This window comes from Streptomyces chartreusis, from assembly GCF_008704715.1.
GTDB classification, from domain to species: domain Bacteria; phylum Actinomycetota; class Actinomycetes; order Streptomycetales; family Streptomycetaceae; genus Streptomyces; species Streptomyces chartreusis.
On sequence record NZ_CP023689.1, the window covers coordinates 6,226,925 to 6,239,276 of the forward strand.

General features: G+C 69.7%; 10 protein-coding genes. 1 reads left to right on the plus strand and 9 read right to left on the minus strand.

Annotated features, from left to right (window positions below; all coding sequences use genetic code 11):
- Positions 1-3: 3 nt before the first annotated feature.
- The 6 genes from CP983_RS27405 to CP983_RS27430 all read right to left on the minus strand — a co-directional run bounded on the left by CP983_RS27405 (position 4) and on the right by CP983_RS27430 (position 7,224).
- On the minus strand, positions 4-1,776 hold the full coding sequence (locus CP983_RS27405) for an IucA/IucC family protein (protein WP_150502416.1): 1,773 nt from the start codon (positions 1,774-1,776) through the stop codon (positions 4-6).
- The gene (locus CP983_RS27410; RefSeq protein WP_126900012.1) at positions 1,773-2,312 is read right to left on the minus strand and encodes a GNAT family N-acetyltransferase; all 540 of its coding nucleotides are present in this window, start codon (positions 2,310-2,312) and stop codon (positions 1,773-1,775) included. The genes CP983_RS27405 and CP983_RS27410 overlap by 4 nt, the downstream gene beginning before the upstream one ends.
- A complete protein-coding gene (locus CP983_RS27415) occupies positions 2,309-3,592 on the minus strand; it encodes a lysine N(6)-hydroxylase/L-ornithine N(5)-oxygenase family protein (RefSeq protein ID WP_150502418.1) in 1,284 nt (427 codons plus the stop codon). Before CP983_RS27415 ends, CP983_RS27410 begins: the two co-directional genes overlap by 4 nt.
- Positions 3,576-5,018 carry a lysine decarboxylase DesA gene (desA, locus tag CP983_RS27420; RefSeq protein WP_150502420.1) on the minus strand — a complete coding sequence of 481 codons (1,443 nt, stop codon included), beginning with the start codon at positions 5,016-5,018 and terminating at the stop codon, positions 3,576-3,578. The genes CP983_RS27415 and desA overlap by 17 nt, the downstream gene beginning before the upstream one ends.
- 187 nt (positions 5,019-5,205) lie before the next feature.
- Positions 5,206-6,060, minus strand: coding sequence for a siderophore-interacting protein (locus CP983_RS27425; RefSeq protein WP_150502421.1), 855 nt, complete (start codon positions 6,058-6,060; stop codon positions 5,206-5,208).
- 117 nt (positions 6,061-6,177) lie between these two features.
- Positions 6,178-7,224, minus strand: a complete 1,047-nt coding sequence (locus CP983_RS27430; RefSeq protein WP_150502423.1) for an ABC transporter substrate-binding protein — start codon at positions 7,222-7,224, stop codon at positions 6,178-6,180.
- A 237-nt stretch (positions 7,225-7,461) separates the two neighbouring features.
- On the opposite strand from CP983_RS27430, the gene CP983_RS27435 reads away from it, so the two are divergent.
- Complete coding sequence (locus CP983_RS27435; RefSeq protein WP_150502425.1) at positions 7,462-8,310, plus strand: hypothetical protein; 849 nt, start codon at positions 7,462-7,464, stop codon at positions 8,308-8,310.
- A gap of 14 nt (positions 8,311-8,324) precedes the next feature.
- Here the strand turns inward: CP983_RS27435 and CP983_RS27440 are convergent, their stop codons facing one another.
- Genes CP983_RS27440 through CP983_RS27450 form a run of 3 tightly spaced genes read right to left on the minus strand, consistent with a single transcriptional unit; the run spans position 8,325 to position 12,352 of the window.
- Complete coding sequence (locus CP983_RS27440) at positions 8,325-9,485, minus strand: acyl-CoA dehydrogenase family protein (RefSeq protein ID WP_150502427.1); 1,161 nt, start codon at positions 9,483-9,485, stop codon at positions 8,325-8,327.
- Positions 9,486-9,491: 6 nt separating this feature from the next.
- Positions 9,492-10,427, minus strand: a complete 936-nt coding sequence (locus tag CP983_RS27445; protein WP_125528436.1) for a hydroxymethylglutaryl-CoA lyase — start codon at positions 10,425-10,427, stop codon at positions 9,492-9,494.
- Complete coding sequence (locus tag CP983_RS27450; protein WP_150506908.1) at positions 10,427-12,352, minus strand: acetyl-CoA carboxylase biotin carboxylase subunit; 1,926 nt, start codon at positions 12,350-12,352, stop codon at positions 10,427-10,429. The genes CP983_RS27445 and CP983_RS27450 overlap by 1 nt, the downstream gene beginning before the upstream one ends.

A 12,352-nucleotide genomic window follows, 5' to 3' on the forward strand; every position in this document is an offset into this window, starting at 1 on the left:
GGCCTACAGGCCCGCTATCGGGTTCTTCAGGGTGCCGACCAGCTGGAGGGCGCCCGCCGGGTCCGACAGGTCCACCATCTGCTTGTTGTCGCGCAGCTGGAGGCGGTTGAGGCAGGACAGGGCAAACTCGGGGGCGAACATGTCGTACTGCTTGAACTTGTCGGCGAGTTCGGGCACCGAGTGCTGGTAGTCCCGGGTGACCTCGGCGACCGTGCGCCAGAAGTCGTCCTCCTGAAGGATCCCCTCGGTCGCGAGGTTCGCGGCGAGGAAGCGGAAGAAGCAGTCGAAGACGTCCGTGAAGATCGACAGGAGCTTCTTGTCCTCCGGCACGTCCACGCGCAGCCGCTCGACCGTCGGCGGCAGCACCGCGTCCGGGTCCATGACGGCGATCTCCTCGGCGATGTCCTTGTAGATCGCCCGCTCCACGACGCCGTCCCTCAGGACGAGGATGACGTTCTCGCCGTGCGGCATGTACACCAGGTCGTAGGCGTAGAAGCTGTGCAGCAGCGGGGTGAAGTACGCCTTCAGGTAGCGGCGCAGCCACTCCGTCGGCGTCAGACCCGACTGCTCGATCAGCGCGCCCGCGAAGGAGGCGCCCTCGTGGTCGACGTGGACGAGGGAGGCCATGGTGGCCAGTGACTCGCCCTCGCGCAGGGAGGACACCGGGCTCTCGCGCCACAGGGCCGCGAGCATCTTGCGGTACGGCGAGTAGCGGTCCGTCGCGGCCTCGTACTCCAGGTGCCGGTAGCCGACGGCGGCACGCTCGCGGATGATCGACAGACCGGTGGCCCTGAGGACCGGGTCGTTGTCGATGAGCTGGGCCAGCCAGTCGTTGATCGCGGGCGTGGCCTCCATGTAGGCCGCCGAAAGACCGCGCATGAAGCCCATGTTGATGACGGACAGGGCCGTCTTCACATAGTGCTTCTCGGGGCTGGAGGTGTTGAAGAAGGTCCGGATGGACTGCTGGGCCAGGTACTCGTCGTCGCCCTCGCCCAGGCAGACCAGGTAGCCGCGGGCGACCTCGGCGGCGAAGGTGACCGTGAGCTTGTTCCACCACTGCCAGGGGTGGACGGGGATGAAGAGGTAGTCGGCCGGGTCGAGGTCCCGCTCGCGCAGGACGCCGTGGAAGCGCTCGACGGTCTCCGCGCCCAGCTCGTCGCGCACGAAGGTCTCGTAGTCGATGCCGACACCGGCCGTGAACGCGGCGCGCGAGCGGTGGGCCGCGAGCCACACCAGCCGGATCGGGCTCGCGGTCTCCGGGGCGTACGACAGGTACTCGTGGATGCCGAAGCCGAGCCGTCCGTTGTTGGCGACGAAGCAGGGATGGCCCTCGGTCATGCCGGTCTCGATGGCCTGGAACCCGGACCCGGCCAGCTCGGCGACCGTGACCTCGGGCTTGGTGAGCTTGTAGCAGGTGCCGGAGAGGGTGGAGGAGATCTCCTCCAGGTAGACCGGCAGGACCTCGTCGCTCAGGCCGAGGGACTTCTGGAGCTCGATGAAGAAGTCCAGGGCGGCGAGCGGGAGTTCGGCCCCGTCCCGGTGCCGGGTGATCGAGTCGGCGTCGACCTGCCAGTGGTCGAGCGCGCGCAGCACCGCGGTGAAGGTGTACCGGGTCAGGCCGTCGTCGCTGCGGACGACGTACTCGCCGGCGCCGGCGGACTCCGGCGTGATGAGCCGCTCGTGCGCGAACTCGGCGAGTGCCTTGCGGATCAGGAGGCGGTTGGCCCGCGCCCAGCGGTGGGGGGACAGATGCGCTACGGCGTCGGACAGGGTCATACGGCAACTCCTCGGGCGGCCAGGAAGTCCTCACGCGTGCAGAAGCTGAGCAGCGCGCGCTTCTCCGGCTTGTCGATCTCACGGACGGGCACAAAGCCGACGGCCTCGTTCAGGGCGTGCACGGCCTTGTTGCCGACGTCGGGCTCCACCACGACCCGGCGGGTGCGCGGGTCGGCGAACAGTTCGTCCATGACGGCGGTGATGACCGCCTTGGTGAAGCCGTGGATCGGCCGGTCGGTCGGCGCGACCAGGAAGTGCATGCCGACGTCGCCGGGCTCGGGCTCGTACAGGCCGACCAGCTCCACGTACCGGGGGTCGTAGCTCTCCATCAGGAAGGCCGGTTCGCCGTCGTGCAGGCCGAGGAAGGCGTGGTGGTGCTCATGGGCAGCGATGCGCATGTACTCGCGCTCGACGTCCTGGAGTTTCGCGTCCTGCATCATCCAGAAGGCGGCCTTGGGGTCGGTGACCCAGCGGTGCAGCAGCTCGGCGTCCTTGAGCGGGTCGAGTGCGCGGATGGTGAACGTGCCGATGCTCATACCGAGAACTCCTGGAACGCGATCGTCTTCTCGACCGGGTAGTACTCGGTGCCGAGCAGCTCGCGGATGATGTACGCGTTCCGGTACGGGCCCATCCCGAGGTCCGGGCTGGTGATGCTGTGGGTGTGGACGCCGGCGTTCTGGAGGAAGACGCCGCGGCCGGTGACGTCGACGGCGTAGTTGCGGGCGACGTCGAAGTTGCCGTGGGAGTCGTAGACCAGGCGGTCGCGCACCGGCTTCAGGAACTCCGGCTCGGCGTACTTGTAGCCGGTGGCCAGGACCAGGCCCTGGGAGTGGAGCTCGAAGTCCTTCCCCTGCTCCTCCTGGCGGAAGGACAGCGTGTACGTGCCGTTCTCGTGCCGCGCGCCGCTCAGCGAGGAGTTGGTGAGCAGCCGCGTCGGGACCGGGCCGCCGAGGTTCTTCTGGTAGAGCAGGTCGAAGATCTCGTTGATCAGGTCGCCGTCGATGCCCTTGAACAGGCCCTTCTGCTCGGCGGTGAGCCGGTAGCGGGTCGCCTCGGGCAGCTCGCGGAAGTAGTCGACGTACTCCGGGGAGGTCATCTCCAGCGTGAGCTTGGTGTACTCCAGCGGGAAGAACCGCGGGGAGCGGGTGACCCAGTTCAGCCGGTAGCCGTGGACGTCGATCTCGCTGAGCAGGTCGTAGTAGATCTCGGCCGCGGACTGACCGGAGCCGACCAGCGTGATCGACTCCTTCTTCTGCAGCTCCGCCTTGTGCTGGAGATAGCGGGAGTTGTGCAGGAAGTCGCCGCCGAGCTCCCGGCAGGACTCGGGTATGTAGGGCGGGGTGCCCGTGCCGAGGACGAGGTGGCGGGCGCGGTAGACGTCACCGGCGGCGGTCCGCACCACGTAGACCGCGTCCTCGTCCTGGTACGTCACCTCCGTCACCGTCGTGCCGAAGCGGATGCTGCTCAGCTTGCCGGCGGCCCAGCGGCAGTAGTCGTCGTACTCGACCCGCAGCGGATAGAAGTTCTCGCGGATGTAGAACGAGTACAGCCGGCCCTTCTCCTTCAGGTAGTTCAGGAAGGAGTACGGCGAGGTCGGGTCGGCCAGGGTGACCAGGTCCGACATGAACGGGGTCTGGAGGTGGGCGCCGTCCAGGAACATGCCCGCGTGCCACTCGAAGTCGGGCTTCGACTCCAGGAAGACACCGTCGAGCTCGTCGATCGGCTCGGTCAGGCAGGCGAGGCCGAGGTTGAACGGGCCGAGCCCGATCCCCACGAAGTCATGGGTCTTGGTCGGGTTTTCAGGACGCGCGGTCAAGGGACTCTCCCAGGTACTGCTCGGCGTGGCCGGCGATCAGGTCGAGAACGGCGGCGATGTCCTCGGCCGTCGTCTCGGGGTTGAGCAAGGTGAACTTCAGGTAGTGGCGGCCTTGGACCTTCGTGCCCGCGACCACCGCGTCGCCGGAGGCGAACAGGGCCTTGCGGGCGTACAGGTTGGCGCGGTCGATCTCGGCCGGGTCGGTGACGGCGGCCGGGATGTAGCGGAAGACGAGGGTGGAGAGCGTGGGCTCCACGACCACGTCGAAGCGCGGGTCGGCGGCCAGCAGCTGCCAGCCCTCGACGGCCAGGTCGCAGACCTCGTCGAAGAGCTGCCCGATGCCGTCGGCGCCCATCGTGCGCAGCGTCATCCACAGCTTGAGGGCGTCGAACCGGCGGGTGGTCTGGAGGGACTTGTCGACCTGGTTGGGGATGCGCTCCTGCACCATGCGCTTCGGGTTGAGGTATTCCGCGTGGTACGTGGCGTGGCGCAGCGTCGAGGCGTCGCGGACCAGTACGGCGGACGAACTCACGGGCTGGAAGAAGGACTTGTGGTAGTCGACGGTGACCGAGTCGGCGCGCTCGATGCCGTCGATGCGGCCCCGGTACTTCACGGAGGCGAGCAGACCGCAGCCGTAGGCGGCGTCGACGTGCATCCAGGTGTCGAACTGCTCGCACAGCTCGGCGATCTCCGGCAGCGGGTCGATGGAGCCGAAGTCGGTGGTGCCGGCGGTGGCGACGACCGCCATGGGGACCAGGCCGTCCTTCCTGCAGCGCTCCAGCTCATGGGCGAGCGCGACGGTCTGCATCCGCTTGTCGTGGCCGACGGGGATCGACACGACGGCGTCCTGGCTCAGGCCGAGCAGTTTCGCCGACTTCTTCACGCTGAAGTGGCTGACCTCGGAGGCGAAGATGCGCAGTTCGGCGAACGAGTCGGACTTGGCCTCCTCGCGCGCCAGCAGCAGCGCCTGGAGGTTGGACTGCGTGCCGCCGGAGGTGAACACACCGTCGGCGTTCTCGCCGAGCCCTATTCGGGCCGTCGTCCAGTCGATCAGCTTGCGCTCGATGAGGGTGCCGCCGGCCGACTGGTCCCAGGTGTCCAGGGAGGAGTTGACGGCGGAGAGGATCGCCTCGCCGAGCACGGCCGGGATGACGACCGGGCAGTTGAGGTGGGCGAGATAGCGGGGGTGGTGGAAGTAGATCGCGTCCCGGAGGTAGACGTCCTCCAGCTCGTCGAGCACCGCGGCGGTGTCGAGCAGCGGCTTGTCGAGGTCGATCGCGTCGATGGCCGGGGCGAGGGCGTCGACGGTGACACCGGTGAACGGACGGTCGGTGGCGGCGAGTTTGGCTGCCACCCGCTCTATACCTTCGGTCACGGAGCTGCGGTACCGCTCCGCGGTCGTGTCATTGAGCAGGTGCGAGCGCATGGGGAGGTCCTCCGGTGGGGACGGGCCGTGAGTGCGGGGTGCCGTGCGGGGGTGCCGTGCAGGGGGGTGGCTCGGCGTTTAACTTAGGTTAGCCTAACCTAAGTTCCTTTGGATCAAGGCGGCATGGAGGGTGACTACGATCACTTACGCCGCGGTAGCCGCCCGATCGCCTTGCTTTCAGCGGCAGTTACGCCTGCTCGCGCAGCTGTTCCTCGCTGAGCCCCTGCCGCCAGTAGCCCACGAAGGTGACCCGGCGCCGGTCCACCCCGCGCTCCCCGACGAAGTGCCGGCGCAGCGCCTTCACGCACCCCGACTCGCCCGCGATCCAGACGTACGGGTGCTCGGCGGCCGGGAGCCCGGCGTCCCGGACGACGTCGAGGGCCATGGGGGACCCCTCGGCGGGTGCGCCCTCCTGGACGAGCCAGGTGATCTCGGCGTCGGCCGCGGTCGTGAGGTCCTGGATGTCCCCGGCGTCGTGGACCTCCAGCCACACCCGGGCGCGGGTGCCGGCGGGGAGCGTCTCGAGGATGGCGGAAACGGCGGGAACGGCGGTGTCGTCGCCCCAGATCACCACCAGGTCGGTGTCCTGCGGCGGCCGGAACCGGATCGCCCGGTTGTCGGCGACGGCGGGGCCGAGCAGCAGGACCCGGTCACCGGCGGCGGCCCGGGAGGCCCAGCGGGAGGCGGGGCCGGCCGGGGTGGCCGCGCCGGGCTCGATGCCGTGCAGGACGAAGTCGATGTCGATCTCGTCGGGGTTCCGGCGCAGCGCCCGCAGCGTGTACGACCGCATCACGGCCCGTACGTCGTCCGGCAGTTCACGCCACCCCTGCCACCATCCGTCACCGAGCTCGACCGGCACCTGCGGCTCGGTCTGCCCCGGGTGCGGCAGGAACAGCGACAGGGACTGGTCGCAGCCGTCGGAGAAGAAGTGCCGCAGATCCTCCCCGGCGAAGCTGACGCGCACCAGAGACGGCCCGAGCCGCCTCGTCCGCACGACCTGGAGAGAGAAGAAACGGAACGGGGCGGCCACGGCGGTGGTCATGGGGGGCAACTCCTGAATCGACGTCAGGGAATCCGACCTGCTTTTTGGGGGCGCGGGGAACTGCGCGACCAGCCACAACGGACCCGCAGTCGCCCCGTAACCCCAAGTGGCCCTTGTCTAGGCGACCTTCTTGGCCTTCTCGATGGCCTCGGCCAGGCTCGTCAGCAGCGGCGTGCACTTGGCGTACGACAGAATCGGCTCGGGCGAACGGGCGATGACCTGCCCGGCCTTGACCGCCGGCAGCTTCTTCCAGGTCGCCTCGGTGATGTCCTTCGGCTGAATCGTCGAGGTGCGGTCGTCCATCATGATGATGTCGGCCGGGTACTTGTCGACGTTCTCCCAGCTGAGGCTCTCGAACCAGCCGCCGCCCTCCTTCTTGGCGCTCTCCGGCGGCTCCACGAAGTTCACGCCGAGGGCCTTGAAGTACTCCAGGTCGATGGAGAGGTTGGTGCCGGAGACGTAGAAGATGTCCTGGCTGGCGGAACCGGCCATCACCTTGATCTCGGGGCGCGACTTGGCGGCCTTGCGCAGACGCTCGGCGGCGGCCTCGAAGTCCTTCTTGGACTGGGCTGCCTTGTCGGCCTTCAGGTCCGCGCCGAGGGACTCGGCCAGCTCCCACATCCGCTCCAGCGGCTGGGTGATCTGGCGGTCGTAGACGGAGATCGCGGCGCTCGGCGCGAGCTTGGCGATCTTGTCCTTGGACGCCTCGGGGACGTACCAGAGGGTGCCGGCGCTGTCGAAGGTCGTGGAGATGAGGACCTCGGGGGCGAACGCCGCGTACTGCTCGACGTTGAACTGGTCCCAGACGTTGCCGAAGACCGTCAGCTTGCTGATGTCCATGTCGCCGGCCTGGACGTCGGCCTTGCCGTCCTGCGTCTTGGTCGGGCCGAAGACGCCCTTGACCTCGATGCCGTAGTCGAACAGCGCGGCCGCGACGCCGACGAAGGCGACGATCTTCGTCGGGACCTTGTCGAGCTTCACCGTGGTGCCGCGGTCGTCCTTGAACGTCCAGGGGCCGGACTTGGCAGCGGTCGTGGCGTCGTCGGAGCCACCGCTTTTCCCGTCGTCGTCCCCGCACGCTGCCAGCACGGCCCCGAGGCCGAGGGCGCCGCCGGCGGCGAGAATGCCGCGGCGGGTGAGGTGGGTGGCTCTGGCGTTGGGCATGGGTACGCTGCTTTCGAACAGGGCGGATCACCCGCCGGACAATTCGAAGGTAGGTTAGCCTAACCTGAGCTGATGTCCAGGGGTGGGGGCCTGTGATCGAAAGCTCAGAGGCTGCTGTGAGTTGGACTGATAGAGGCGACCGGTCGCAACTCCCTTGCAATGGCCGCTTGTTGACGCCCTGCGACTTCTTGCTCCGGTCGGGGATCGACTCGTCCCGGTCGGAGGAAGAGGGTTGTGATGGATGACGAGACACCCCGCATGGACGTGACCGTCTGGGCCACGCTCGACGAACAGGCCGCCGCGCCCCGCGGAGACCTCTGCGTCCACTGGTTCCGGACCGCGATCGACTTCTTCTTCTCGAGCGAGGCGGAGGAAAGGGAGACCGCCGAATCGTACGCGGGCGTCACCGAGTCGATCAGTGGCGGGCGGACGACCCGGGTCATGGACGCCCGGGAGAACTGGCCGGCGCTCGCCGACGCGTTGCGTGCCCACCCCTTCTACGCGAAGGCCGGCTTTTACGAGGCGTCGGCGAACGTCGACGAATGGGTCGAGGAGTACGGGCGCATCGAGGGCCGGCACGAAGGCCGCGGCGGTACGCACACCGAGCTGTCCGCGGCTCTGCGGGCCGGCGAGCGGATCGGCGACCCGGACTTCTGCGCACGCCTCTTCGACTTCCTGGCGGTGGCCCTCGACGGCGCCGACCCGGTCTTCGCGCGCGTCGACCACCTGAACTTCCACGACAAGCCCGACCTGGAGGTGGCTCTGCGACGGAGCCGCCGCAAGTATCTCCGCGAGTCCCGCACCTACCTGCGTGGCTACTCGTGGGTCACCGGCGTGCCCGGCGAACTCGCCTCCCGGCTCGGCGGCGCCCCGCGTCTCACGAGCACAGGGGCCTTCCACGCCGTACGGGAACTGCGCCGCGGCGGCCTGCTGGTGCAGGCGACCGAGACACTCGCCGGCTACGACGACCGGGCGATGCACCGGGTGTTCACGGCTCTGGCACCGGTACTGGCGCCGGGCATCCCAGAGGACGACCCCGCCCGCGAGAACCTCCGAATCGTCTTCGAGGACGCGAGCGGGGCCTGAGGTCCGTCCGAGACTCAGCCCACCAGTCCCAGTTCGCGGGCGATCAGCATGCGCTGTACCTCGCTCGTGCCCTCGCCGATCTCCAGGATCTTGGAGTCGCGCCACATGCGGGCGACCGGGTACTCGTTCATGAAGCCGTAGCCGCCGTGGATCTGGGTGGCGTCGCGGGCGTTGTCCACCGCGACCGTCGACGAGTGGAGCTTCGCGAGGGCCGCCTCCTTCTTGAAGGGCTCGCCCGAGACGAGGCGGCTGGCCGCGTCGCGCCAGGCGAGGCGGGCCGTGTGGGCCTTCATCTCCATGTCGGCGATCTTGAACTGGATGGCCTGGTTGGCGCCGATCGGGCGGCCGAAGGCGTGCCGTTCCTTGGCGTACTTGACCGACTCGTCCACACAGCCCTGCGCCAGGCCGGTGCCGAGCGCCGCGATGGCGATCCGGCCCTCGTCCAGGATGCGCAGGAACTGGGCGTACCCACGGCCCTCCTCGCCCAGCAGGTTCGCCGCCGGGACGCGGACGTCCTGGAAGGACAGCTCACGGGTGTCCGAGGCGTTCCAGCCGACCTTGGAGTAGGGGGCGGCGACCGTGAAGCCCGGGGTGCCGGACGGGACGATGATCGACGAGATCAGCGGCTTGCCGTCGGGCTTGCGGCCGGTCACCGCCGTGACCGTGACCAGGCCCGTGATGTCCGTACCGGAGTTGGTGATGAAGCACTTGGTGCCGTTGATCACCCACTCGCCCGTCGACTCGTCGAGGCGGGCCGTGGTGCGCGTCGCGCCCGCGTCGGAGCCGCCGTCGGGCTCGGTGAGGCCGAAGGCGCCGAGGATCTCGCCCGCGCACAGGCGGGGAAGCCACTCGCGCTTCTGCTCCTCCGTGCCGAAGAGATGGATCGGCATGGCGCCCAGCGAGACGCCCGCCTCCAGCGTGATGGCGACCGAGGAGTCCACCCGGGCCAGCTCCTCCAGCGCGATGCCCAGCGCCAGATAGTCGCCGCCCATGCCGCCGTGCTCCTCGGGGAACGGCAGTCCGAACAGGCCCATGCGGCCCATCTCCCGGACGATCTCGTACGGGAACTCATGACGCTCGTAGAAGTCGCCGATCTTCGGCGCCACGACGTCGTGGGCGAACGCCTCCACCGTACGGCGGAGTTCCTCCAGTTCGGGGGAGAGACGGTGGTTCATGGCTGTTCACTGCTCCTTGTGGGAGAGGGCTCGTACGGTGCGGGACGGGCTGGGTCGGCCCAGTTGTTCGGCCATCCACGCGCTCGTGGCGACGAGGCGGTCGAGGTCGACTCCGGTGTCGATGCCGAGACCCCGCAGCATCCACACGAGGTCTTCCGTGGCGAGGTTTCCGGTGGCGGACTTGGCGTACGGGCAGCCGCCCAGGCCGCCGGCCGAGGCGTCGACGGTCGTGACGCCGTGTTCCAGGGCGGCGTAGGTGTTCGCGAGCGCCTGGCCGTAGGTGTCGTGGAAGTGCACGCCGATGACGTTCGTCGGCACGCCCTCCTCGTTCAGGAGGGAGAGGAGTTCGAGCACATGGCCCGGGGTCGCGACGCCGATGGTGTCGCCGAGGCTCAGCTCGTCGCAGCCCATCGCGACGAGCGCCTTGCAGACCCGGGCGACCTGGTGGAGCGGGACCGCGCCCTCCCAGGGGTCGCCGAAGCACATCGAGACGTACCCGCGCACGTGCAGGCCCTCGTCCTTGGCGCGGCGCACCACCGGGTCGAAGACGCCCAGCGACTCGTCCAGGGTCCGGTTGAGGTTGGCCTTGGCGAAGGACTCCGTGGCGCTCGCGAAGACGGCGATCCGGCGCGCGCCCAGGCTCAGGGCGCGGTCCAGGCCACGCGCGTTGGGGACCAGGACGGGCAGGTGCACGCCCGCCAGCCCGGAGACGCGCGGGAACAGGTCCTCGGCGTCGGCGAGTTGGGGCACCCATTTCGGGTGCACGAAGCTCGTCGCCTCGATCGTCGTCAGCCCCGCGTCGGCGAGCCGGCGCACGAACTCCGCCTTGACCTCGGTCGGCACGGTCGACTTCTCGTTCTGCAGGCCGTCGCGGGCGCCGACCTCGTGGATGCGGACGCGGGCGGGCAGGTCCGCGGCCGGCACCGTCATGGGCAGCGTCATCAGTCCTCCTCCACCGGGGTGATGACCGCCAGGACCTGGTCCATGGCGACCGTCGCGCCGGGTGTGACGTCCAGTTCGGCGACCGTGCCGGCGTGCGGGGCGGAGATGACGTGCTCCATCTTCATCGCCTCGACCACCAGCAGGCTCTGTCCGGCGGTCACCTCGTCCCCGACGGCGACCTTCACCACCGTCACCGTCCCGGGCATGGGCGCGGTGAGCGAGTCCGCGCCCGCGTGGGCGGCCCCGGTGAGGGAGGCGGCCACCGGATCGTGGTCGCGCACGTGCCAGGCGTCGCCGTCCCGGCCCAGCCAGTCGGCGGCGCGGTGGAAGGTGTGGCGTACGCCGTCGAGGGTCACGGACACGCCGTCGTCCGTCACGTCGGCGGAGCCGCGCGGGGCGTACTCCACCGGGTCCTGGGCGCGCAGAGGGAAGCTCACGGGCCGCGCGGTGCCGCCGAGCCGCCAGCCGCTGGGCACCGAGAACGGGTCCGTCCAGCCGGCACCCGTCGGCCGCAGCGCGTCGAGCCGTACGGCCGCCGCCGCCTCGTACACCTCGTCGGGTACGTCCGTGGCGACCAGGTCGTCCACCACGCGCTCGACCAGTCCGGTGTCCAACTCGCCCGCCACGACCGCAGGATGCGCCAGCAGCCGCCGCAGGAACCCGGCGTTGGTCTGCACGCCCAGCGTGACCGTCTCCGCGAGCGCCGCCCTGAGCTTCCTGAGCGCGCTCGCGCGATCGGGGCCGTACGCGATCACCTTGGACAGCATCGGGTCGTACAGGCTGCCGACCTCGGTGCCCTCGCTGAGCCCGGAGTCGGTGCGGACGCCGTCGCCCTGGGGCTCGCGCAGCCTGAGGACCGTGCCGCCGGACGGCAGGAACCCGCGCGCGGGGTCCTCCGCGCAGATACGGGCCTCGATCGCGTGGCCGGTGAGCGTCACGTCGTCCTGCCCGAAGGCCAGCCGTTCGCCCGCCGCCACCCGCAGCTGCCACTCCACCAGGTCGAGGCCGGTGATGAGCTCGGTGACGGGGTGCTCCACCTGGAGGCGGGTGTTCATCTCCATGAAGTAGTAGGAGGAGGGGTCGCCGCCGGGCACGATGAACTCCACCGTGCCCGCGCCCCGGTAGCCGCAGGAGCGCGCCGCCTGCACGGCCGCCTCGCCCATCCCCGCGCGCGTGGCCTCGTCGAGGAGCACACTGGGCGCCTCCTCGATGATCTTCTGGTGCCGGCGCTGGAGGGAGCACTCGCGCTCGCCGAGGTGCACGACGTTGCCGTGGCCGTCGGCCAGCACCTGGATCTCGATGTGCCGGGGCCGGTCCACCCACCGCTCGACGAGGAGCGTGTCGTCGCCGAAGGACGCGCGGGCCTCGCGGCGGGCGGCGGCGATCTCGTCGGCCAGCTGCGCCTCGTCCCGCACCAGCCGCATGCCCTTGCCGCCACCGCCGGCCGACGGCTTGAGCAGCACCGGCATGCCGATCTCACGGGCGGCGTCCGCGAGTTCGGCGTCGGTGAGGCCGCTGCCGCTGGAGCCGGGCACGACCGGCACGCCGGCCGCCTTCACCGTCTCCTTGGCGCGGATCTTGTCGCCCATCAGGGAGATCGCGTCGGCGCTCGGCCCGATGAAGACGAGCCCCGCGTCGGCGCACGCGCGCGCGAAGTCGGCGTTCTCCGCGAGGAAGCCGTAGCCGGGGTGGACCGCCTGGGCGCCGGTGCGGGCGGCGGCCTCCAGGAGGCGCTCCACGGACAGATAGCTCTCGGACGCCGGGGCCGGACCGATCCGTACCGCGGTGTCGGCCTCGCGGACGTGCCGGGCGTCGGCGTCCGCGTCGGAGAAGACGGCCACCGAGCGCACGCCCATCGAGCGCAGGGTGCGGATCACACGGACGGCGATCTCGCCCCGGTTGGCCACGAGGACGGTTTCGAACAT

What these genes read in the sequence shown, in the direction of transcription:
- CP983_RS27405 (WP_150502416.1), bottom strand. Translation starts at nt 1,776, where the DNA reads ATGACCCTGTCCGACGCCGTAGCGCATCTGTCCCCCCACCGCTGGGCG.
- CP983_RS27410 (WP_126900012.1), bottom strand. Translation starts at nt 2,312, where the DNA reads ATGAGCATCGGCACGTTCACCATCCGCGCACTCGACCCGCTCAAGGAC.
- desA (WP_150502420.1), bottom strand. Translation starts at nt 5,018, where the DNA reads ATGCGCTCGCACCTGCTCAATGACACGACCGCGGAGCGGTACCGCAGC.
- CP983_RS27425 (WP_150502421.1), bottom strand. Translation starts at nt 6,060, where the DNA reads ATGACCACCGCCGTGGCCGCCCCGTTCCGTTTCTTCTCTCTCCAGGTC.
- CP983_RS27430 (WP_150502423.1), bottom strand. Translation starts at nt 7,224, where the DNA reads ATGCCCAACGCCAGAGCCACCCACCTCACCCGCCGCGGCATTCTCGCC.
- CP983_RS27435 (WP_150502425.1), top strand. Translation starts at nt 7,462, where the DNA reads ATGGATGACGAGACACCCCGCATGGACGTGACCGTCTGGGCCACGCTC.
- CP983_RS27440 (WP_150502427.1), bottom strand. Translation starts at nt 9,485, where the DNA reads ATGAACCACCGTCTCTCCCCCGAACTGGAGGAACTCCGCCGTACGGTG.
- CP983_RS27445 (WP_125528436.1), bottom strand. Translation starts at nt 10,427, where the DNA reads ATGACGCTGCCCATGACGGTGCCGGCCGCGGACCTGCCCGCCCGCGTC.
- CP983_RS27450 (WP_150506908.1), bottom strand. Translation starts at nt 12,352, where the DNA reads ATGTTCGAAACCGTCCTCGTGGCCAACCGGGGCGAGATCGCCGTCCGT.